26 protein-coding genes are annotated in these 20,144 nt (G+C 69.1%); 17 read left to right on the forward strand and 9 right to left on the reverse strand.

What is annotated here, in order from left to right; genetic code table 11:
• The first annotated feature begins 131 nt into the window (after positions 1–131).
• Complete coding sequence (locus tag MPLG2_RS18670) at positions 132–293, forward strand: hypothetical protein (protein WP_158681285.1); 162 nt, start codon at positions 132–134, stop codon at positions 291–293.
• 52 nt (positions 294–345) lie between these two features.
• On the opposite strand, the gene MPLG2_RS16380 is transcribed toward MPLG2_RS18670, so the two are convergent.
• Positions 346–645: a DnaJ family domain-containing protein gene (locus tag MPLG2_RS16380; protein ID WP_105187071.1), complete on the reverse strand. Its 300-nt coding sequence runs from the start codon at positions 643–645 to the stop codon at positions 346–348.
• Between the two features lie 293 nt (positions 646–938).
• On the opposite strand from MPLG2_RS16380, the gene MPLG2_RS16385 reads away from it, so the two are divergent.
• The 4 genes from MPLG2_RS16385 (at position 939) to MPLG2_RS16400 (ending at position 4,898) form a co-directional block, all read left to right on the forward strand.
• Positions 939–1,787, forward strand: coding sequence for a transporter substrate-binding domain-containing protein (locus tag MPLG2_RS16385; protein ID WP_231935699.1), 849 nt, complete (start codon positions 939–941; stop codon positions 1,785–1,787).
• Between the two features lie 80 nt (positions 1,788–1,867).
• Positions 1,868–2,689 (forward strand): amino acid ABC transporter permease, encoded by an 822-nt coding sequence (locus MPLG2_RS16390; RefSeq protein WP_173909637.1) that lies wholly within the window; start codon positions 1,868–1,870, stop codon positions 2,687–2,689.
• The gene (locus tag MPLG2_RS16395) at positions 2,686–3,558 is read left to right on the forward strand and encodes an amino acid ABC transporter ATP-binding protein (protein WP_105187073.1); all 873 of its coding nucleotides are present in this window, start codon (positions 2,686–2,688) and stop codon (positions 3,556–3,558) included. The genes MPLG2_RS16390 and MPLG2_RS16395 overlap by 4 nt, the downstream gene beginning before the upstream one ends.
• Before the next feature lie 185 nt (positions 3,559–3,743).
• Positions 3,744–4,898, forward strand: a complete 1,155-nt coding sequence (locus tag MPLG2_RS16400) for an MGDG synthase family glycosyltransferase (protein WP_105187074.1) — start codon at positions 3,744–3,746, stop codon at positions 4,896–4,898.
• A gap of 3 nt (positions 4,899–4,901) precedes the next feature.
• Here the strand turns inward: MPLG2_RS16400 and MPLG2_RS16405 are convergent, their stop codons facing one another.
• Positions 4,902–5,312 (reverse strand): globin, encoded by a 411-nt coding sequence (locus tag MPLG2_RS16405; protein ID WP_269459154.1) that lies wholly within the window; start codon positions 5,310–5,312, stop codon positions 4,902–4,904.
• A gap of 55 nt (positions 5,313–5,367) precedes the next feature.
• Between MPLG2_RS16405 and MPLG2_RS16410 the strand changes: the two genes are divergently transcribed.
• The 4 genes from MPLG2_RS16410 to MPLG2_RS16425 all read left to right on the forward strand — a co-directional run bounded on the left by MPLG2_RS16410 (position 5,368) and on the right by MPLG2_RS16425 (position 7,509).
• On the forward strand, positions 5,368–6,114 hold the full coding sequence (locus MPLG2_RS16410; RefSeq protein ID WP_105187076.1) for a hypothetical protein: 747 nt from the start codon (positions 5,368–5,370) through the stop codon (positions 6,112–6,114).
• Between the two features lie 154 nt (positions 6,115–6,268).
• Positions 6,269–6,562: a DNA glycosylase family protein gene (locus MPLG2_RS16415; protein WP_105187077.1), complete on the forward strand. Its 294-nt coding sequence runs from the start codon at positions 6,269–6,271 to the stop codon at positions 6,560–6,562.
• Between the two features lie 12 nt (positions 6,563–6,574).
• Positions 6,575–7,087, forward strand: coding sequence for a flavin reductase family protein (locus MPLG2_RS16420; RefSeq protein ID WP_105187078.1), 513 nt, complete (start codon positions 6,575–6,577; stop codon positions 7,085–7,087).
• 110 nt (positions 7,088–7,197) lie between these two features.
• The gene (locus tag MPLG2_RS16425; protein WP_158681286.1) at positions 7,198–7,509 is read left to right on the forward strand and encodes a hypothetical protein; all 312 of its coding nucleotides are present in this window, start codon (positions 7,198–7,200) and stop codon (positions 7,507–7,509) included.
• Between the two features lie 4 nt (positions 7,510–7,513).
• Here MPLG2_RS16425 and MPLG2_RS16430 read toward each other — a convergent pair whose 3' ends face one another.
• A complete protein-coding gene (locus tag MPLG2_RS16430) occupies positions 7,514–8,539 on the reverse strand; it encodes a DUF1353 domain-containing protein (RefSeq protein ID WP_158681287.1) in 1,026 nt (341 codons plus the stop codon).
• Between the two features lie 23 nt (positions 8,540–8,562).
• Between MPLG2_RS16430 and MPLG2_RS16435 the strand changes: the two genes are divergently transcribed.
• The 5 genes from MPLG2_RS16435 to MPLG2_RS16455 are packed head-to-tail and all read left to right on the forward strand — an operon-like array spanning position 8,563 to position 13,465.
• The gene (locus MPLG2_RS16435) at positions 8,563–9,264 is read left to right on the forward strand and encodes an aspartate/glutamate racemase family protein (RefSeq protein WP_231935700.1); all 702 of its coding nucleotides are present in this window, start codon (positions 8,563–8,565) and stop codon (positions 9,262–9,264) included.
• A gap of 30 nt (positions 9,265–9,294) precedes the next feature.
• On the forward strand, positions 9,295–10,332 hold the full coding sequence (gene tdh / locus MPLG2_RS16440) for an L-threonine 3-dehydrogenase (protein WP_105187727.1): 1,038 nt from the start codon (positions 9,295–9,297) through the stop codon (positions 10,330–10,332).
• Between the two features lie 19 nt (positions 10,333–10,351).
• Positions 10,352–11,317, forward strand: a complete 966-nt coding sequence (locus MPLG2_RS16445) for an ABC transporter ATP-binding protein (protein ID WP_105187080.1) — start codon at positions 10,352–10,354, stop codon at positions 11,315–11,317.
• Positions 11,314–12,264, forward strand: a complete 951-nt coding sequence (locus MPLG2_RS16450; protein ID WP_105187081.1) for an ABC transporter permease subunit — start codon at positions 11,314–11,316, stop codon at positions 12,262–12,264. Before MPLG2_RS16445 ends, MPLG2_RS16450 begins: the two co-directional genes overlap by 4 nt.
• Positions 12,265–12,289: 25 nt before the next feature.
• A complete protein-coding gene (locus MPLG2_RS16455) occupies positions 12,290–13,465 on the forward strand; it encodes a glycine C-acetyltransferase (protein WP_231936016.1) in 1,176 nt (391 codons plus the stop codon).
• 42 nt (positions 13,466–13,507) lie between these two features.
• On the opposite strand, the gene MPLG2_RS16460 is transcribed toward MPLG2_RS16455, so the two are convergent.
• The 6 genes from MPLG2_RS16460 to MPLG2_RS16485 all read right to left on the reverse strand — a co-directional run bounded on the left by MPLG2_RS16460 (position 13,508) and on the right by MPLG2_RS16485 (position 19,047).
• Positions 13,508–14,836 carry an MFS transporter gene (locus MPLG2_RS16460; protein WP_105187083.1) on the reverse strand — a complete coding sequence of 443 codons (1,329 nt, stop codon included), beginning with the start codon at positions 14,834–14,836 and terminating at the stop codon, positions 13,508–13,510.
• Positions 14,833–15,378 (reverse strand): ArsR/SmtB family transcription factor, encoded by a 546-nt coding sequence (locus MPLG2_RS16465; RefSeq protein ID WP_105187084.1) that lies wholly within the window; start codon positions 15,376–15,378, stop codon positions 14,833–14,835. Before MPLG2_RS16465 ends, MPLG2_RS16460 begins: the two co-directional genes overlap by 4 nt.
• Positions 15,379–15,410: 32 nt before the next feature.
• Positions 15,411–16,202 (reverse strand): EI24 domain-containing protein, encoded by a 792-nt coding sequence (locus MPLG2_RS16470; protein ID WP_158681288.1) that lies wholly within the window; start codon positions 16,200–16,202, stop codon positions 15,411–15,413.
• A 79-nt stretch (positions 16,203–16,281) separates the two neighbouring features.
• A complete protein-coding gene (locus MPLG2_RS16475; RefSeq protein WP_105187086.1) occupies positions 16,282–17,100 on the reverse strand; it encodes a Sir2 family NAD-dependent protein deacetylase in 819 nt (272 codons plus the stop codon).
• Positions 17,097–18,023 (reverse strand): rhomboid family intramembrane serine protease, encoded by a 927-nt coding sequence (locus MPLG2_RS19570; protein ID WP_105187087.1) that lies wholly within the window; start codon positions 18,021–18,023, stop codon positions 17,097–17,099. The genes MPLG2_RS16475 and MPLG2_RS19570 overlap by 4 nt, the downstream gene beginning before the upstream one ends.
• Positions 18,024–18,027: 4 nt before the next feature.
• Complete coding sequence (locus tag MPLG2_RS16485) at positions 18,028–19,047, reverse strand: aldo/keto reductase (protein ID WP_105187088.1); 1,020 nt, start codon at positions 19,045–19,047, stop codon at positions 18,028–18,030.
• Between the two features lie 49 nt (positions 19,048–19,096).
• Between MPLG2_RS16485 and MPLG2_RS16490 the strand changes: the two genes are divergently transcribed.
• From MPLG2_RS16490 to MPLG2_RS16495, 3 genes are read left to right on the forward strand one after another with little or no spacing between them, the layout of a single operon-like run.
• On the forward strand, positions 19,097–19,582 hold the full coding sequence (locus MPLG2_RS16490) for an NUDIX hydrolase (protein ID WP_105187089.1): 486 nt from the start codon (positions 19,097–19,099) through the stop codon (positions 19,580–19,582).
• Between the two features lie 20 nt (positions 19,583–19,602).
• A complete protein-coding gene (locus MPLG2_RS18675) occupies positions 19,603–19,749 on the forward strand; it encodes a hypothetical protein (RefSeq protein ID WP_158681289.1) in 147 nt (48 codons plus the stop codon).
• A complete protein-coding gene (locus MPLG2_RS16495) occupies positions 19,749–20,144 on the forward strand; it encodes an SseB family protein (protein WP_105187090.1) in 396 nt (131 codons plus the stop codon). The genes MPLG2_RS18675 and MPLG2_RS16495 overlap by 1 nt, the downstream gene beginning before the upstream one ends.

A 20,144-nucleotide genomic window follows, 5' to 3' on the forward strand; every position in this document is an offset into this window, starting at 1 on the left:
GCAGCCCTTGATCGCGCTCCCGATAGGTCACGGTGCGGCAACATTTTTCGTGGATTGCGCAATTCTGCCTAGTCCGCTGCGGCCCGGCGGTGCTTACATTGTTGGTGAACAGTCGGTCCAGGGGGGAAGAGATGTTCAGCAACGATCCTGCTGCCGTGCGCGCGGCGATTCTCGCAGGCACCATTCAACAGGTTCAGGCCGAACCGGCCCGGCAGGCAGCACGGCCGGCCGCCGTGCGCGGTTCACTGTCCGGGCACGGCACGAGCGGGGCGGCGGCGCACCGCAGGTTGTAGGCAACGCCGCTCGAGCATGCGGGACCGCTCCCGGCCAGTGGTTTCGACACGCTCAACCAGCGGCGCGCCAGGTGGCGAGTTCGGCCTCGACGTCGACCAGTCTCACCGCAATGAGCGGGCCCGCCGACGGCCGCGCGTAGTACGCGCGAATGCGATCGTTCAAATCGGCCAGAATCGCCCGCGCCACGGCTTCGGACGCTACGTCGGCCAGCGTGGCCTGCACCCGCTCGACCTCGCGCCGCAGCATCAGCGGCCCGGGTAGCGCCGGTTCGAGGTTCCCGCGCTCGATCTTGGCCTTGATCCACCAGTCGGGGTCGTCGCTGAGGTGCTGCGGCTTGCCGGCCCCGGGCAGGTTGTCGAAGGCGCGCCACGACGAAGGTCAGGTCCATCAGCAGTTCCAGCGGCGTCGACGTACGGTGCTGCCCGTCGACGTCCCTGCCGGTCATGCGGCGAAGCAGGGCAGGCTGCTTGGCCATCACGGGCGGACGGTCGGCCGGTGCGGCTTCGCTCATGGCCGGTCACCCGAATCGAGTCCGTCGTCCCCGGCGAGGCAGGTCACGATGGGGTATCAATCGGCGATCCGCGACCCGGCTGTAACAAAGCTGCGACAGTATGCCCCAAAGATTCCACTATCGAGGAGTAACTGTGTTTCACCGCAACAAGCCGCTGCGCGCGGCCCTCGCCGGCGTCGCGGCGCTCAGCCTCAGCATGCTCGCAGCCTGCGCCAACTACTCCACGCCGACCACCGCCGCCCCGGCCGGGTCGGCCACTGGCGGCGGGGCGGCCGCGCCGACGCTGGTCAGCGCAGGCAAGTTCACTGTCTGCACCCACCTCGCCTACCGTCCGTTCCAGTTCAAGGACGACGCGGGCAAGACCGTCGGCTTCGACGTCGATCTGATGGATCTGGTGGCCAAGAAGCTGGGCGTCACCCAGGAGATCGTCGACATCGAGTTCGAGCAGATCACCTCCGGTGCGGTGTTCGCGGCCAAGAAGTGCGACGCGGGTGCCGCGGCCATCACCATCACCGACAAGCGCAAGCAGGCCACGGGCTTCTCCGACCCGTACTTCGCCGCCACCCAGGCGCTGCTGGTCAAGAGCGACTCGACGGTCACCGACCTGGCCGGGCTCAAGGGCCAGACCCTCGCGGTGCAGGCCGGCACCACCGGCCACGACTACGCCAAGAAGAACGCCGACGCCAACGGCTACACGGTCAAGGTGTTCGACGACATGCCCAGCGGCGCCAACGCGGTGCTGGCGGGCACCGTCGCCGCCGCGATCAACGACAACGGCGTGCTGTACGACTTCGCCAAGCAGAACCCCACCACCAAGGTCGCCACGGAGTTCGCCACCGGCGAGCACTACGGCTTCAACATGGCCAAGGACAACACCGCACTGCTCACCGTGGTCAACGAGGTGCTCAAGACCGCCAAGTCCGACGGCACCTACAACGACATCTACAAGAAGTGGTTCGGCACCGACGCTCCCAAGGAGTGACGGCGCCCCGTCCATTCGGGTGCCCGGCCGGCCAGTCCGGGCGGGCACCCGCCCCGTCCGCACCCGTGAAAGGGCTCTAGATGACGGCAACCTCGGCCCCGGCCAAGAAGAAACTCTCACCCCGCAAGCGCGCGCAACGCATGCGCTGGATCAACTACGCCGTCCTGGCGGTCGTCGTGGTGCTGCTTGTCTTGTTCATGGACGGCCGGCAACTGCAGCAGGTCTTCTTCCGTCCCGACATGATCGCCCGCACGGTCGGGCCCGACCTGCTCAACGCGTTGAAGAACACGATCCTCTACACGATCGGCGCGTTCGTGTTCGGCCTGGTGCTGGGCACGGTCCTGGCGTTGATGAAGCTCTCCCAGATCCGGCCCTACCGGTGGTTGGCAACCATCTACACCGAGTTCTTCCGCGGCGTCCCGGCGATCATCGTGTTGCTGGCGTTCAGCCTGCTACCGCTGGCGATCCCCGGGCTGCAGATTCCGCTGGAACCGTTCGGGGCGGTCTGGACGGCGTTGGGCCTGGTGTCGGCCGCTTACATGTCCGAGACCATCCGGGCCGGCGTGCTGGCGGTTCCCAAGGGCCAGACCGAGGCCGCCCGCTCGCTGGGTATGCCCTCAGGCATGGCGACCCAGCGGATCGTGCTGCCGCAGGCCTTCCGCATCGTCACCCCACCGCTGACCAACGAGTTGGTGCTGCTCACCAAGGACTCCTCGCTGATCTACGTGCTGGGGCTGACCGCCGAGGCGTTCGACCTGACCAAGTACGGCCGCGACCTGACCAACACCTACGCCAACATGACGCCTCTGGTGATCGCCGGTCTCACCTACCTGGTGATCACCCTGCCGCTGACGTACCTGGTGCGTCGCATGGAGGCCAAGCAGCGAAAGGCCACCCGATGACCCAAACGATCCCCACGGGCAACCGCGACGACGAGATCCAGATCTACGACCTGCACAAGAGCTTCGGCCAGATCGAGGTGCTCAAGGGCATCTCGACGATCGTGCGACGCGGTGAAGTGGTCTGTGTGATCGGGCCCTCCGGCTCCGGCAAGTCGACCCTCCTGCGGTGTGTGAACCTGCTGGAGCAGCCCACGCAGGGCCGGATCTTCATCCTCAACGACGAGATCACCGATCTCGACGCCGACGTGGACGAGATCCGCACCAAGATGGGCATGGTCTTTCAGCAGTTCAACCTGTTTCCACATCTCACCGCCATGCAGAACTGCACCATCGCCCCGATCCGGGTGCTGAAGAAGGACAAGGCCGAGGCCGAGGGCAATGCCCAGGCCAACCTCGACAAGGTGGGCCTGGGTGATCGGGGCGACGCCTACCCGGCGCAGTTGTCGGGCGGCCAGCAGCAGCGGGTGGCGATCGCCCGGGCACTCTCGATGGATCCCGAGCTGATGCTGTTCGACGAGCCCACCTCGGCGCTCGACCCTGAGCTGGTCGGCGACGTGCTGTCGGTCATGCGCGACCTGGCGAAGTCGGGCATGACCATGATGGTGGTCACCCACGAGATGGCGTTCGCCCGCGAGGTGGCCGACCGGGTGATCTTCATGGACGGCGGCGTGATCGTCGAAGAGGGTCCACCCGATGAGGTGATCGGCAACCCGCAGCACGAGCGCACCCGCACCTTCCTGCGCCGGGTGCTCGACCCCACCCATGTCGACACCGGTGCCGAGGACGAGGCATACCAACAGCGACACGCGGCGGACGAGTCGAAGGCGACCCAGGGCGTCGACACCTCGGCGCACAGCCCGGAGCGCTGAGCTCCCGGTTGTGCCGTCATCCCGGCGAAGGCCGGGATCTCAGGAGTGGTGGGTGGCGCCGTGCTTCCAGCTCCACCACTCGACAAGCTCCGGGTTTCGCGCTCGACCAGCGGTGGGCCCGGCTCAACGGCTCGAGCAGCGGTATCGTGCTGGACGGAGGTCGCGTCCCACCAGCGAGGAGAGTCATGGCCGAGCCGTCCGGGCGCAAACGGGTGCTGTTCCTGTTCTCAGACACCGGCGGGGGTCACCGCTCGGCCACCAACGCCATGATCGAGGCGATGGGGCTGGAGTTTCCCGACACCTTCGACTGCAAGATGGTGGACGTCTTTCGCGACTACCTGCCCGCCCCGCTGCGCTACGCGCCCGAGATCTACCCCCCGATGACGAAGTTTCCCGAAACCTGGGCGATCTCGTACCGCACCACCGACGGCAAGCGCCGCTCGCGCGCGGTGATCAGGCTGCTGTTCCCCTACGTCGCCCGCTCGATTCGCCGGCTGTACCGCGAGAACCCGGCCGACATCATCGTGTCGGTGCACCCGCTGGTGAACACGGCGATGTTGCGCACGATGAAGAAGCACCCCACGCCCTTCATGACCGTGGTCACCGACATGGTCACCACCCACGCGTTCTGGTTCGACCGCCGCGCCGACCTGGTGGTGGTGCCCACCGACGAGGCGCGTGAGGTTGCGATCGAGTACGGCATTCCGGCCGGCAACGTGCGCGTGGTGGGCCTGCCGACCGCCGAGCGGTTCCGGGTGCCGCCGGCCGACCCGATGGCCTTTCGCGACGCCGAAGGCTGGCGACGCGACCTGCCGGTGATTCTGGTGGTCGGCGGCGGTGACGGCATGGGGCCGATGGAGGCCGTGGTCAAGGCGATCAACGAGGCCGAACCGAACGCCACGCTGGTCGCCATCTGCGGTCGCAACGAGGCGCTGCAGGAGCGTCTGCGGGCCCTGCCCTGGACCATGCCGCACCACATCTACGGCTTCACCAGCCAGATGCCCGAGTTCATGGCCGCCAGCGACATGCTGGTCACCAAGGCGGGCCCGGGCACCATCAGCGAGGGCTTCATCGCCGGGTTGCCGCTGGTGATCTACTCGCGCCTGCCCGGCCAGGAAGACGGCAACGTGCAGTACGTGGTCGACCAGAAGGCCGGCGTGTGGGCGCCGCGGCCGCACCAGGTGGTCGAGGCCGTGCGGCGCTGGGTGAACGACCCCGCTGCCAGGCAGGCGGCGTCCGAGGCGAGCCGGCGGGTGGCCAAACCCAACGCCGCCCGGCAGATCGCGCAGATCATCGCCGACCGGGTCGGGGTGTTTTCGCCGGCGCGGCGGAGCGCCTGAGGCTCACTCGTCGAAGCTGTTCACCATGAAGTGGGCGGCTCGGGTCAGGTAATCGCGCATCTCGGCATCGTCATCGGCGGGCAACTGCAGCGAGTCCAAGGCGGCCAGCATGTGGTGCAGCCAGCGGTCGCGTTGGGTCGGGGTGACCGCGTAGGGCCCGTGCCGCAGCCGCAGCCGCGGGTGCCCACGCTGCTCGGAGTACGTCTTGGGCCCGCCGAAGTACTGCTCCAAAAACATGCGCAGCCGGACGTTCGCCGGGCCCAGATCGGCTTCGGGGTAGAGGTCGCGCAGCGGCGGATCGTTCGCGACGCCGGCGTAGAACCGGTCGACCAGCGCCACGAACGTGTCATGCCCGCCGACCTTGTCGAAGAAACTCTCAGGCTGCGACACGCTCGGGTTGGGATTATTGGTCACTTTGACTACCCTGGATCGTGAGGTTGGAAACCCCGCAAGCATATTTGAGTGACTAGTGACTGATACCAAGACCCTGACCAAGAACACCGCGGCCGACAAGGCCGAAACCACCACCACCGAAACCGCCGCGAAGGCGAAGCTGTTCAACCTGCCCCAGATCGGTGGCGGCGCGATGGCCGCCGTCACCACCGCCGTGGTCGGCTCGCAGTTGGGCGTGGCCGGCACCCTGATCGGCGCCGCCGTGGCCAGCGTGGTCGCCGCCATCGCCAGCACCTTGTACACCAAGGGCCTGGAGCGCACCCGAGACGGCGTCAAGAAGATCGTGCTGCGCGACGCCTCCGGCGACACCGAGGTGCTCGTCGTGCCCGACGAAGGCGCGAGCGAAAGCTCGGTGCAGACCACCGCCGTGCCGGCGACCAGCCGATCTGCGGCAGTCAAGCGTTCGGTCTGGCGCAGCCCCTGGGCCGTCGCCGGCGGCATGCTGGCCACCGCCCTGGCCACGTTCGCCGTTGCGCTCGTGGTGATCACCGGCTGGGAGTCGGCCAGCGGGCAGAGCCTCAACGGCTCCAACGGCACCACGGTGGGCCAGGTGGCCAACCGCAAGGCGTCCGCCACCCCGACCGCGACGGTGACGGCCACCGCGACCAGCACCAGCCCCGCAACCCCGACGTCGAGCGAAACCCCGACCGCGACGACGAGCGCCACCCCGACCGCGACACCGTCGGCCACGCCGACCGCGAGCGCCACGCCGACGGCCGATGTCACCGAGGCGCCGGCCGACGGAGCAGCGGCCGGCGAGTAGCTCGCGGCTGCCATCGAACTGTCGGTGGCGTCGGCCATGCTGAACACATGGCCGACACCCAGACGCGCACCCTCGACACCCACAGCGCCTTCTCGCTTCGCGAGGCGGCGCTGTTCGGTTTCGGGCACCGTGCCGAGAGCGATTACGACGGCGGTTGTCGGCCGCGCACCCTCAGCAACTCGGCCAGGCGGCGGCCGAAGACGAGTTGCGCACCCTGCCCGGCATCGGGCCCTGCTACAGCCAGTTGATCTCGATGCGTGGTTCGGGCCTCGACGACGCGCTGCCGTTGGCCGAGGCGAAGGCCCGCGAGGTCGCGGGCGAGCTCGACGGCATCGACGTGAGCGGCGACCACGACTACCTGGCATTGGCCGAGCGGTGGCGTCCGGTGCGTGCCTGGGCCACGGTGCTCATCAGGGCAACGGCTGAGCGGTCGGTAACGGCGAGCTGACACACTGGGCCCGTGACGATCCACGACACCCACCCGTTCGCGGCGAGCGGCCAGCCCCGGCGTCCGCTGCGACGGTTTCGTGGCCGGTTGCCGGCACCGGTGACCATCTGGGCGACGTACACCCCGCGCGGCCCGGTGGGGCTCACCGTGTCGTCGGTCGCGGTGGCCGACGGCGAGCCGGGTGAGGTGGTCGGCCTGGTCGACCCCGCGTCCGACCTGTTCGATGCGGTGCTGGCGACCGGGCGGTGGGCGGTCAGCCTGCTCGGCCACGCCGACCGGCAACTGGCCGACGCCATGGCCGGCTTGGCGCCCGCGCCCGGCGGCCCGTTTCGGCTCGCGCAGTGGCGAGAGACCGACTGGGGCCCGGTGCTGGCCGGTTCGCCCGGTTGGCTGGGTGCGCACCTGCTCACCGACCCGGTCGAGGCCGGCTGGTCGATGCTGGTGCGTGGCGTGGTCGATCACAGCGAGATCGACGAGTCGCACGCACCCGTCGCGTACGTGCGGGGCCAATACCGAGAGCTGTGAGTGCCTCTCGTTGCCACGATTCGTTCGCCGATCACGGCACATCGGCGCCGAACAGAGCCGCACTAAGGTCGGCGAATCGCACCTATGCAGGGTGAGCGGGCTGGTTTACTTTGAGGATCATCGGCTCGGGCGTGGCCGAGAGAAGGATCCGGATGAATCCCATGTGGATGATTGGGGTTTCGCTGGCAGCGGTCGCCGTGCTCTTCGGCGTATTCGTGCTGCAGCACCGTTTGGCGCGCCGTCGCAAGGCTCGTTCGCCCCTGCCGCCGCTGTGCACCACTGATCAGCATGCGGCAACGCCCTTGCGGGGGCTCACCGACGTGCATGGTTGGGACCAGACGCCCCAAGGCGGTAACGCCGTCGATCTCGACGGCACGGTCGCTGCCGGCGCCGACCCGTCCCTGGTCGACCGCGAGCGTTGAGACCTCAGCCGCGCGGCCCGTCCACGGTGTTGGTGGGGATCTCGACGGTGTTGATCGGTCCACACGAGGCCGGCGAGAACGCGTCCGGAATCCACAGCAGGTAGAGCACGACCACCGTCACCCCCGCCACCAGGCCAACCCAGGGGCCGGCCAGCGCCACGACCAGCGGCAGCAGCGCGTCACGGCGCACCGGTGACGCCGCAAGCACACCCGACCCGGCCACGAACAGCGCCAAGGCGGCCAGGCCCGCCCAGCCGGGCAGCGCGAGGCCGAACACCGGCGGCCAGGGCAGCGACGAGAAGGTGGCAGCCGCCAGCAGCGCGATCGTCAACGCCACCAGCGCCTGGCTGATCCACCGGTCGGCCGTTCGCCCTGATCGCTGCACCCGAATCGCCACCTGGCCGGCCACCCCCAGCACGACCAGCGACACCACCAACAGCACCGCTGCCGCGAGCGGTTGAGCCGGCCCGGCGATCGACTGGGCCAGCCACCACCCGGCGAGCCACAGCCCGAGGGTGGCGCCGGCCAGGGCCACGAAACCGGGGCGGTTGAACCGCCAATAGCGAGCCGCCGACACCCCCGCCCACAACACCAGCGAGCGAAACCAGGGGGCTCTGAAGTCGGGGCGACCCGGGTCGCGCAGGGCCTGAAAGAACACCTCGTCGGCGGCGGTCTGGCGCACGAACCGTTCACCCTCGGCGCCCTCGTCGGCGTAGGCGCTGAGTCGATCGTGCACGAGCACGGCCAGGGTGTGCCGTCCGTAGCTGGCGATCAGGCCCCAGAGCACCCCGGGCACGCTAGCCAGATCGGTCAGCGGTGGCCGACGCTCGTCGCCGACCTTGAGCCAGCGCGCCGAATCGTCCGGCGGGTCCGGCGCAGTGGCCGGCAGACCGGCGTCCAGGCCGGCCGGCAGGGGGCGTTCGGGGGCGTACCAGAACGGTGTCATCAGGCTGAACAGCCGCGGGGTGTCGAGGCGCAACTGCACCGCGGTGGTCGCCGGGTTCGAGCCGGCCGGTAGCACATACGGCATGTCGCGAAGGCTACCGTTGCGCCGTGAGCGGGCAACGGGTGATCGGGCTGATCGGCGGCATGAGCTGGGCCTCGACGGTCGAGTACTACCGGTTGGCGAACGAACTGGTGGCGCAACGCCTGGGCGGGTTTCACTCGGCCCGCATCATCGTGGCCTCGGTCGACTTCGCCGACGTCGAAGCGTGTCAGGTCGAGGGTCGGTGGAACGACGCCGGCGAGTTGCTCGCCGAACAGGCCCGCGCCCTCGAAGCCGCCGGTGCCGATTTCGTGCTGATCGGCGCGAACACCATGCACAAGGTCGCGCCGGCGGTGGCGGCGGCCGTGAGCATTCCGCTGGTGCACATCGCCGACGCGATCGCGCAGGCGGCGCAGCGCGCCGGGGTGCACACCGTGGGGCTGCTGGGCACCGCCTACACCATGGAGCAGGACTTCATCAGCGGGCCGTTGCGGGCGGCCGGGCTGACCGTGCTGACACCCCGGGCCGACGATCGGGTCGAGGTGCACCGGGTGATCTATGGCGAGTTGGTCAAGGGTGAGGTCGCCGACCCGTCGCGGTTGTTCCACCAGCAGGTGATCGCGCGGCTGGTCGAGCGTGGCGCGCAAGGCATCGTGCTGGGGTGTACCGAGCTGGAGTTGCTGATCGGGCCCGACGACAGCCCCGTCCCCCTGTTTCCGACGGCTCGGCTGCACGTCGAGGCGGCCGTCGAGCGGGCACTGGCGCGGTAACGTCGAGGCCGAGACGACAAGGGGGTGGCGATGCGCGCGCTGGCCAAGGTGACGGCCGGGCCGGGCCTGGAGCTGATCGAGCGACCCGAACCGGTGTGCGGGCCGTGGGGCGTGAAGATCAGGGTGCTGCGGGCGGGGTTGTGCGGCACCGACCTGCACCTGCAGCAGTGGGACGACTGGGCGGCGTCGCAGGTGCACCCACCGCAGACGATCGGGCACGAGTTCTACGGCGAGATCGTCGAGATCGGCTCAGAGGTCAAGGAGCTCAAGCCGGGTGACACGTGCTCGGCCGAGGGTCACATCGTCTGCGGCTACTGCCGCAACTGCCGGGCCGGGCGTCGCCACCAGTGCATTCGCACCGTGGGCCTGGGGGTCAACACCGACGGCGCGTTCGCCGACTACGTGGTGGTTCCGGTCGAGAACGTGTGGAAGCACCCGGCGTGGGTCGACCCCGACCTGGGCGCCATCTTCGACCCGCTGGGCAACGCCACCCACACCGCCCTGCAGTGGCCGTTGGTGGGCGAGGACGTGCTGATCACCGGTGCCGGCCCGATCGGCGTGATGGCGGCCGCCATCGCCCGGCACGCGGGGGCGCGGCACGTGGTGGTCACCGACCTGTCCGAGGTGCGGCTGGCGCTGGCGAAGGCCGCCGGCGCCGACCTGACCGTCGACGTCGGCTCGACCCGCATCGCGCAGGCGCAGCGCGAACTGGGCATGCGCGAAGGGTTCGACGTCGCGCTCGAGATGTCGGGCTCGCCGCAGGCGGTGGCCGAACTGATCGACAACATGAACCACGGCGGCAAGGTGGCCATGCTGGGGTTGCCGAAGAACCCCTACCCGATCGACTGGGGCAAGGTGATCACGCACATGCTCACCATCAAGGGCATCTACGGCCGCGAGATGTTCGAAACCTGGTACCTGATGACGTCCATGCTGTCGACGTCGCCCACCCTGGCCGACGCGGTGCGCTCGGTGATCACCCACCGGTTCGCCGCCGAGCAGTGGCAGGACGCGTTCGACGTAGCCAGATCGGGTAACTGCGGCAAGGTGCTCTTGGATTGGAGCTGATGCAGGCTAGCCTCGACGCATGAGCGACCACCCCCAGTCGCCGGCCGTACGCATCGTCGGCCTGCGCAAGACCTACCGTTCGATCGTCGCGGTCGACGACCTCACCATGACCGTGCCGTTGCGCGGTGTGCACGGCTTTCTCGGGCCCAACGGCTCGGGTAAGACCACCACGATTCGCATGCTGCTCGGGTTGATGCGGGCCGATCAAGGCACCATGGAGTTGTTCGGCGAGCCGGTGCCGGGGCGGCTGCCCGAGGTGATCAACCGGGTGGGGGCCATCGTCGAGCAGCCGAGGTTCTTCGAGAACTTTTCGGGCCGCAAGAACCTGGCCCTGCTGGCCCAGGGCATCGCCGTGCCGATCTCGCGGGTCGGTGCGGTGCTCGAGCAGGTGGGCCTGAGCGATCGCGCCGGCAGTGCCTTCGGCACTTACTCGCTGGGCATGAAGCAGCGGCTGGCGGTGGCCGCCACCCTGCTGAAAGACCCCGAGCTGTTGATCTTCGACGAGCCCACCAACGGCCTCGACCCGCAGGGCATTCACGAGTTTCGCAGCACCATGCGCTCGCTGGCCGACGCCGGCCGCACCGTGCTGGTGTCGAGCCACATTCTCGCCGAGGTGCAGCAGATCGCCGACACGGTCACCATCATCGGGCGTGGCCGCACCCTGGCCGAAGGCCCGGTCGCCAGCCTGCTGGCGGGTGCGGCCGACCCGGTGCGCGTGGTGGTCGACGACGCCGACCGGGCCGCGGCCGTGCTGCGCGCGGCCGGCCTGGACGTGCGCCCGCACGAGGGTGCGCTGCTCGTCAGCCGGGCCTCCGGGCAGGTGCCGCCGGCCGAGGTGAGCCGGCTGCTCGGCGAGCAGGGGTTGTGGATCAGTGAGCTGACCGTGCAGCGGCGCAACCTCGAAGAGTTGTACCTGCAACTCACCGAGGCCGGGCCCACCCAGCAGCCCGACCTGCACTGGGCCCGTCCGGAGGGAGCGGCATGAGCAACCTGCTGAAAGCCGAAGTCAACCGGTGGTTCAGCCGACGGTTGTGGTGGGCCATGCTGCTCGCGGCGGTGGCCCTGGCCGGGCTCTCGGTGCTGAGCATCAGTCAGGTGTACGCGCCGCAGACGCCGGCCGAGATCGCTCAGGCCGAAAAAGACTGGCAGAACATTCAAAGCAGCGCCCAGCAAGATCTGCAAGAGTGCATCGACGACGGCAACTCGGCCGAAGACTGTCGAGAAATGCTGCCGTCGCGCAGCAACTTCATTCGTGATCCACCGACCTACCAGACGCTGGTCGAGGTCGGCGCCCAGTCGGCGGGCCAGATCGCGCAGCTTGCGGCCCTGATCGTGGCCGCGTCGTTCATCGGCGCCGAGTTCAAGTCGGGCAGCCTGGCCACGTGGCTCACCTATGTGCCGCGCCGGGTGCCGGTGTTCGCGAGCAAGGCGCTGGTGGCAGTGCTGGGCTCGGCCGTGCTGGGCGTCGTCGTGCACGCCTTGGTGCAGGGCGGCATCGCGCTGTTGGCCGCGAACTGGCTGGGTGCTGCCGGGCTGACTGGTGCGACGGAGGGTTGGCAGATGGTCGGTCGCACGTTGGTGGTGGTGGTGGGCTCGGGGCTGTTCGGGTTCTGTCTGGCGGCCCTGTTCGGCAGCACCATCGCACCGTTGGCCGGCCTGCTGGGCGTGTTCGTGGTGCTGATGTTGGTGGGTGGCCTGCTGCAAAGCGTGCCTGTGGTGGCGTGGCTGATCGTGCTGCTGCCCGACAACAACCTGAACGCCTATATCTACGGCAGTTGGCAAACCAGCTACTACGAGCGGGCTGCGAGTGGGTCAGACATCGAACGGGTGCTGCGCATCGAACTGGGCCAGGCGTCGCTCTATCTGGCCTGCCTGATGGCCGTGATCGTGGCGGTCACCCTGTGGCGGTTCACCAGGCGCGAGGTGCGGTAGTAGCGTCGCGGGTGTGTATGGATCACTGCGCGACCAACTAACCGAGACTCTGAGCGAGATTCGCGCTGCGGGTCTCTACAAGTCCGAACGCGAACTGGGCACCCCGCAAGCGGCCCACATCGCCACCGTGGACGGCCCGGCGCTCAACTTCTGCGCCAACAACTACCTAGGGCTGGCCGACCACCCCGATGTGGTGGCCGCGGCGCACGCAGGCCTCGACGAGTGGGGCTTCGGCATGGCGTCGGTGCGGTTCATCTGCGGCACCCAGAGCCAGCACCGCGCCCTGGAAAGCGAACTCGCCGCGTTTCTGGGCACCGACGACGCGATTCTGTACTCGTCGTGCTTCGACGCCAACGGGGGAGTGTTCGAAACCCTGTTCGGCGGCGACGACGCCATCATCTCCGACGAGCTCAATCACGCCTCGATCATCGACGGGGTGCGCTTGAGCAAGGCGGCCCGCTACCGCTATCGCAACGCCGACCTGGCCGACCTCGAGGCACAACTGGTGGCCGCGTCGGGGGCGCGCCGGCGGGTGATCGTCACCGATGGGGTGTTCTCGATGGACGGCAGCTACGCGCCGCTGCAGGGCATCTGCGACCTGGCCGAGCGCTACGACGCGCTGGTGTTCGTCGACGACAGTCACGCCGTCGGCTTCGTCGGCGAGGGCGGCCGGGGCACCCCGGAACTGTTCGGCGTCAGCGACCGGGTCGACATTCTCACCGGCACCCTGGGCAAGGCGTTGGGTGGGGCGTCCGGCGGGTATGTGGCGGCACACGCCGAGATCGTGGCGCTGCTGCGGCAGCGCTCCAGGCCGTATCTGTTCAGCAACTCGGTGGCGCCCAGCGTGGTAGCGGGGTCACGCAAGGCGCTCGAACTGGTGGCCACCCAGGGCGAGGCGCGTGAGCGGCTGGCCGCGAACGCGTCCCTGTTTCGCGAGCTGATGACCGCCGCCGGTTTCGACCTGCTGCCCGGCAGCCACCCGATCGTGCCGGTGATGTTCCCCGGTGACGACGGTGCCCGGCTGGCCACCCAGATCGCCGACCGGATGCTCGCCGACGGCGTGTACGTCATCGCGTTCAGCTTTCCGGTGGTGCCGCGCGGCAGGGCACGCATCAGGGTGCAGCTCTCGGCGGCACACTCCGAACGGGACGTCCGGTCCTGCGTCGAGGCGTTCGTCGCGGCACGGGAGTCCGTCGGGTGAGTCGCGCTGATCGAGCTTGTCGAGATCCTGGTTTCGACACGCTCAACCAGCGGCGGCTTCTGCCGCGGCGATCGTCTTGGAGTTGGCTTCACGCCGCGCGTAGCCGACCAGGGCCAGGTGGCCCAGCCCGGCCAGCACGAACACCGCCCGCAGGGCCCAGTCGCGGCTGAGGAACGTCTCGCCCAGGCCCACCAGCACCCCGCCGAGGGCGGTGCCGATGGCGATCGTGCCCCAGCCGAAGAACCGGTACACCGAGTTCACCCGGCCGAGCAGCCGATCAGGTATCAGCCGCTGCCGCAACGACACCGTGATCACGTTCCACAGCACCACGAACACGCCCTCGGCCACCCCGCAGATCCAGAACGCGGCCGCCCACGGCAGCAGCGCCATGGCAAGCAGCGACACCCCCATGCCGACGATCGACACCAGGAGCGCCGTGCCCGGCGACAACCCCTTGGTGATGCGTTCGGCCAGCAGCGAACCGATCACCGCCCCCAACGCGAAACCCGTGGTGGCCAGCGCGAACTGCCAGCCCTCGAACAACCCGAGCACCTCTTGGGCGAACAGCACGCTGGTGGCGAAGGCCACATTGCTGAGCAGATTCAACAGGCCCAGCAGAATCGCCAGGGTGCGAATCAGCCGATGGTTCCAGAGCCAGCCGAAGCCCTCGGCGATCTCGCGCCTCCAGTCGATGCGGGTGCGGACGCCCGTCGGCTCACCGCCCTTGGCCGCGAAGCTGCCGGCCAGCGCGAACACCAGGGCGGCGCTCACCGCCAACAACCCGGCATTGAGCAGGAACGGCAGCGCCAGCGCGACTGTGATCAGCACCCCGCCGAGCGCGGGCCCGACGAAGCTGTTCATGGTCGTCTCGGACGCCCACATGCGCCCGTTCGCCTTCTCGAGCTGATCGCGCTCGACCACCGAGGGCATCAGGGTCTGCGCGGTGTTGTCGCGCAGCACCTCGGCGCACCCGAGCAGCAGCGAGGCGACGCACAGCGCCGTCACCAGCAGCGGCCCCGACGAGGGTTCCGGCGCGCCGGCGGCCAACTGCTCCGGCGTGGGCAGGCCGCTCTGATAGCGCAGCACCAGCAGGCCCAGGGCAGCCACTACGACGAACCGGCAGACGTCCATCGAGCCCACGAGCGTGCGCCGGTCGAACCGGTCGCTGATCACGCCCGCCGGCAGGCTGAACACCAGCCACGGAATGCGTCCGGCCACCCCCACCAGGGCGATCAGCATGGCGTCGCGGGTGACTGCCGAGGCGAGCCACACCAAGGCCACGCTCATCAGCCCGTCGCCCAGGTTGGCGGCGGTGGCCGAGGCGAACAGCTTGCGGTAGTTGGCGCCCAGCGGCCGCGCCGCGGTGCTCACGACTCGGTCTCGGACGGCAGCGGCGCCCGGTCGGTGGGGAACAGAGCGAACACGAGCGAGTAGGTCACCTCGCCCGCTGCGTCCTGCGTGCCGAACTCGACCAGCAACTCGTTCATGCGGTGCATCCACTCATGGGCGCGCTCGGCCGAGATGCGGATGTCGCGCCGATTGGCCGTCGTGACGGCGTCGTCGGGCACGCGGCGCAGGTCGTCCAGAGCGCTGCTGAGCGTACGCGCCTCCTGGCCGACAGCCGCGTGGGCCCGGTCGTAGAAGAACACCCGTGCGGTGCGTCCGTAGTACTTGGCCTCGAGCGCGCGCACCTTCTTGGTGCGAACCACGTGCACCAACCCCGCCTCGCCCAACACTTTGAGGTGGTGCCCGATCGTGCCCTTGGGCTTGCCCAGCACCTGGGCCAGTTCGGACGTGGTTGCGGCCCGTTCGAGCAGCAGCGACACGATCTGCTGCCGGGTGGGTTCGAACAACGCCCGGTACTGCGCGGGGTCGGTGAGCCGCAGCTCGTCCGGCATCGAATAGTCGGCCATTGCCGTATGGTCGGCAATTGCCGACTATAAAGTCAAGCTGCTACGGGAGCCCGCGCGACCAGCCGGCGGGTCAGCAGCGTGCCGCCGGCCGTGGCGATCGGAAAGATGACCAGCGCCAGCACCGGCACCGACAGCAGCAAGAAGGTCGGCACCCCGAATCCGAGCACCACCCAGGGGTCGCGGCCCAGCAGCTGCAGGCGTTGACGCAGGCTTCTGATGCCGCGCCGTCCGGCCGCCGAGCCGATCATCTCGACGGTGATCATCCAGCCGCCGAACAGGGCCGAGCCGACGGCGGCCAGCACGCCACCGACAACGGGGATCAGCCCCACCAGCAGCAGCACCACCCCGACGGGCAGGGTGATCGCGGCCACCGTGACCAGATGCTTCAGGGTCGACCAGAAGGCGCGCAGTGGTTTTTCGTCGGGTTGCCGATCGAGACTGCCGGCGTGGGCGTCCACCTCTTCAGAGATGCGGTCGTACAGCGGGGCCCCCAGGGCCAGCGTGGTGGCGGTGAACAGCAGCACCAGCAGCACCCCGCTGGTCACCACCACGAGCAGCGCCACCAACCCCCGCAGTGCCTCGGCGCCCGCCCAGCCGTCAGCGAACGGGGTCACCCATACCGCGACGCGTTGCGAGACCCAGCTCGCCGACACGAAAAGACCGATGAACACGAGGCCGGTGATCAGCGGGGGAATCAGGCCGAGCCCGAACAATCGGGCGCGCCGAAGTACCAGACCTGCGCCCGTGATCAACAGCCCGATGCCGCGTGCCAGGCCGCCGATCGGATTCGACCGAAGGCGTGGCGGTGCCGATGGATTGCTCACGGCCCCCCTCCCCGATAGGCCGAATGCTGCCGACCACCTTACGGCACGGCCCAACGAAACCGGGTAATCGTGATCTGGTTCACAGGTTCGCGGCCAGTTCGACCAGCGTTTCGGACGTTCCGCCGTCGATTCTCACGGTGGCCAACTCGTCGCCTCTGGTGGGCCCTCGGTTGATGATCGCCACCGGTTTGCCGGCCTTCGCGGCGTGCCGTACGAAGCGCAGCCCCGACATCACCGTGAGTGACGATCCGGCCACCAGCACTTCGGCCTCGTCGACCACCCGGTACGACACGGCCACCCGCTCGGGCGGTACCGATTCGCCGAAGAACACCACGTCGGGCTTCAGCACACCGCCACACCGGTCACACGGCAACACCACGAAGTCGCCCCACTGCTCGACCACGGCGTCGCCGTCGGGCCGCAGCCGGGCGTCGTCCAACTCGGCCCGGCCGGCCGCGACCTTGCCCTCGACGCCCGGGTTGGCCGCCTCCAGCCGTCGCTGCAGCTCGGTGCGCGCCGACACCGCGCCGCAGCTGAGGCAGATCACCCGGTCGATGCGTCCGTGCAGGTCGATGACCGACGGGCTGCCGGCGGCCTGGTGCAGGCCGTCCACGTTCTGGGTGATCACCGTGCGCAGCCCGCTCTCGCGCAGCGCGACGAGGGCGTCGTGGCCGGGGTTGGGCCGAGCGACCCCGAAGCTGCGAAAGCCCAGCAGCGAGCGAGCCCAGTAGCGCCGGCGGACGCTCTCGGCGCCCAGAAAGTCGGCGTACTGAATAGGGTTGGTCGGCCGGGCTCCGGCGCCGCGGTAATCGGGTATGCCCGAGTCGGTGCTGATGCCGGCACCGGTGAGGGCCACCCAGCGGCGGCCCCGCAACAACTCGGCCAGCTGCCCGGTCACTGCAGCATCATCGCCCGCACCGCGATGGCCACCAGCAGCGCCGCGGTCAGAGCTGCCACGCCCGGCCACTGCCAGCGGTCGCGCCGCAGACGCGGCGGCAGCACCAGCACCGCGGCCGTGGCCAGCCCGCCCAGCAGCCCGCCCAGATGACCCTGCCATGAGATGCCGGCCCCGCCCACCACGGTGATCACCACGTTGATGCCCAGCCACATCAGAATCGTCTGATAGTTGCCGCCCGACTTGCGGGCGATCACCAGCAGGGCGCCGAGCATGCCGAAGATCGCCCCGGACGCACCCAGCGCTGAGCTGTCGGGTGCGGCCAGCCACATCACGGCTGCGGACGCCGCCAGCGCGCTGACCAGGTACACGGCCAGAAACCGCGCCCGTCCCAGCACCTGTTCGAGCGGGGGCCCGAGAAAGTACAGCGCCAGCATGTTGGCGCCCAGGTGAATCAGTTCGGCGTGGGTGAAGGCGCTGGTGAGCACCTGCCACCAGGCTCCGGTGGCGACCCCGGCGGCCCAGTAGGCGCCTTCGACGACGCTGCAGGCCTGCTCACCGACGCCGGGGTAGTAGCGGCCGCTGCCGTCGTTCACCAGGCACGAGCCCCAGGGGCTGATCGACAGCCGCACGCCCCAGGTGCCGTAACCGCCGCCGCTGAGCAGCACCAGCAGGTACACCGCCAGGTTGACCCCCAGCAGCGTGAAGGTGGTGAGCTGCGGTTTCACCGACCGGCGACCGCCGTAGGGGCCCTCGCCCTGCCGGGTGGCCCGAGCCCCCGCGTGCACGCAGTCGGGGCATTGCACGCCCACCGAGGCCGGCACCATGCAATCGGGGCACACCGGACGACGGCAGCGCTGGCACCCGATCAGCGTCGCGCGGTCGGGGTGCCGGTAACAGCCCTGTGGCTGGGGTGGCTGGCTCATCGGCTCACGGCAGCGTGCGACTGCGCTGGTCGATGCCCAACTCGCCGTAGGGGTAGTCGGGTAGCGCGGGTTCCGACACCTCGGTGAGGCGGCGGGCCGCGTCGCCGTCGAGGTGCACCTCAGCGACGGCCAGCGAGCCCTGCAACTGCTCCAGCGTGCGGGCGCCGACGATCGGTGAGGTCACCTGCGGACGATCGGCCAGCCAGGCCAGCGCCGCCTGCGCCATGGTGAGCCCGGACTGCTTCGCCACGTCTTCGAGCGCGTCGAGCACGGCCCAGGTGGCGTCGGTGTTGCGCCGGTCGTAGGCCTCCATGCCGCGGGCCGGGTTGTCGCCCAGTCGGCTCGCACCGCTCGGTCGCGTGTCACGCCGGTACTTGCCCGTCAGCCAGCCTCCGGCCAGCGGGCTCCACGGCATCAGGCCAAGCCCGTACCGCTCGCAGGCGGGCACGATCTCGAGCTCGATGTAGCGGGTCAGCAGGTTGTACTGCGGCTGCAGCGACACCGGCACCGTCCACCCTTGGGCGGCGGCTCGTTCGGCCACGGCGGTGAGTTGCCAGCCGACGAAGTTCGACAGCCCGAAGTAGTGCACCTTGCCGGCACCGATCGCGTCGTCGATGAAGCGCAGGTATTCGTCGATCGGCGTCAACGGATCCCACGCGTGCAGTTGGTAGAGGTCGATCGATTCGACGCCCAGCCGGCGCAGGCTGGCCTCCAGGGCGTCGTGCAGGTGCCGGCGTGACAGCCCGACGCCGTTCGGGCCGTCGTTCATCGGGAAGCGGCCTTTGGTGGCCAGCACGACCTGGTCACGCGCGTCGGCGCGCTCGCCGAGCCAGTCGCCCACGAGCTGCTCCGAGACGCCGCGCGAGTACACGTCCGCGGTGTCGATGAACGTGCCGCCGGCTTCGACGAACGCGTCGAGTTGGGCGAACGATCCGGCCCGGTCGGTTTCGGCGCCGAAGGTCATGGTGCCCAGGCAGAGCCGCGAGACAGCGAGCCCGCTGTCGCCGAGAAGTCGGTATTCCATGGCCCAACCCTAGGCGGAACGGTCAGTCGATCGGGACTACGCTGTTCGGGTGCCCGTGCCCGACTTCATCATCGAACTGCGTGAAAAGGTGGGCCACAGCATGTTGTGGCTGTCGGGGGCGACCGCGGTGGTGCTGCGCTCGTCGAACGACGGCGAGCAGGTGCTGCTGGTGCGCCGGGCGGACGACGGTGCGTGGTCACCGGTGGCGGGCATCGTCGATCCGGGTGAGGATCCTCACGTCACCGCGATCCGAGAGGCGGCCGAAGAGGCGGGGGTCGAGATCGAGGTCGAACGGCTCGCCTGGCTGAACGTCACCGAGCCGGTGGTGTACGCCAACGGCGACGTGACCCAGTACATCGACCACACCTTTCGCTGCCGCTGGGTGGCCGGAGACCCGGTGCCGCACGACGGTGAGGCCACCGATGCCGCGTTCTTCAGTCTCGACGCGCTGCCTGAGATGCCCGACCATTACCTCGAACGCATCATGATGGCGGTGGAAGACCGCCCCGACACGGTGCTGGGCCGACGCGCCTGACCGATTCGAAGGGAGCCCCCATGACCGACAACGCCGCCGACGAGGCCCGCGACGACATCGTCAGCCAGGACGTCGCGCATCAGGGCGATGAGGTCGATGACGTGACGGTGCGCGATCTGCCACCGGTCGACGACGACACGCTGAACCGGCTCGACGAGCCGACGTGATGCAACCCGAGCCGCAGACGCATCTCGAACGTCTTCTGGCCCGGGCCCACGCCAACCCCACCGACGCCAAGGCGTACACCGCGTTCGTCAAAGAGCTGATCGCCACCACCGTCGGGGTGCTCGGGCACGCCGAGCCGCACGGCTTTCAGCCGCTCGCGCTCACACCGTCCGGCTCGCTCGGCGTGTGCGTGTTCACCCACCCGGTGCGCTACGACGCGTTCACGGCAACGCAGTTGCCCGCGCTCGATTGGCAGGTGCGCCCCGATCGCGCCAGGCCGCTTTTCGAATGGGCCGTGGCCAACGACTTGTTCGTGCTGCTCAATCCCGGCAGTCCTTTGAGCAAGGACTTTCCACCCTTCGAACTCAACGATGTACTGCACGGGCGCTGGATTTGA

The sequence above is a fragment of the Micropruina glycogenica genome (genome assembly GCF_900289045.1).
Classification (GTDB): Bacteria; Actinomycetota; Actinomycetes; order Propionibacteriales; family Propionibacteriaceae; genus Micropruina; species Micropruina glycogenica.

What these genes read in the sequence shown, in the direction of transcription:
- MPLG2_RS16450 (WP_105187081.1), top strand. Translation starts at nt 11,314, where the DNA reads ATGAGCAACCTGCTGAAAGCCGAAGTCAACCGGTGGTTCAGCCGACGG.
- MPLG2_RS16395 (WP_105187073.1), top strand. Translation starts at nt 2,686, where the DNA reads ATGACCCAAACGATCCCCACGGGCAACCGCGACGACGAGATCCAGATC.
- MPLG2_RS18675 (WP_158681289.1), top strand. Translation starts at nt 19,603, where the DNA reads ATGACCGACAACGCCGCCGACGAGGCCCGCGACGACATCGTCAGCCAG.
- tdh (WP_105187727.1), top strand. Translation starts at nt 9,295, where the DNA reads ATGCGCGCGCTGGCCAAGGTGACGGCCGGGCCGGGCCTGGAGCTGATC.
- MPLG2_RS16485 (WP_105187088.1), bottom strand. Translation starts at nt 19,047, where the DNA reads ATGGAATACCGACTTCTCGGCGACAGCGGGCTCGCTGTCTCGCGGCTC.
- MPLG2_RS16430 (WP_158681287.1), bottom strand. Translation starts at nt 8,539, where the DNA reads ATGCCGTATGTGCTACCGGCCGGCTCGAACCCGGCGACCACCGCGGTG.
- MPLG2_RS16495 (WP_105187090.1), top strand. Translation starts at nt 19,749, where the DNA reads ATGCAACCCGAGCCGCAGACGCATCTCGAACGTCTTCTGGCCCGGGCC.
- MPLG2_RS16390 (WP_173909637.1), top strand. Translation starts at nt 1,868, where the DNA reads ATGACGGCAACCTCGGCCCCGGCCAAGAAGAAACTCTCACCCCGCAAG.
- MPLG2_RS18670 (WP_158681285.1), top strand. Translation starts at nt 132, where the DNA reads ATGTTCAGCAACGATCCTGCTGCCGTGCGCGCGGCGATTCTCGCAGGC.
- MPLG2_RS16400 (WP_105187074.1), top strand. Translation starts at nt 3,744, where the DNA reads ATGGCCGAGCCGTCCGGGCGCAAACGGGTGCTGTTCCTGTTCTCAGAC.
- MPLG2_RS16465 (WP_105187084.1), bottom strand. Translation starts at nt 15,378, where the DNA reads ATGGCCGACTATTCGATGCCGGACGAGCTGCGGCTCACCGACCCCGCG.
- MPLG2_RS16445 (WP_105187080.1), top strand. Translation starts at nt 10,352, where the DNA reads ATGAGCGACCACCCCCAGTCGCCGGCCGTACGCATCGTCGGCCTGCGC.
- MPLG2_RS19570 (WP_105187087.1), bottom strand. Translation starts at nt 18,023, where the DNA reads ATGAGCCAGCCACCCCAGCCACAGGGCTGTTACCGGCACCCCGACCGC.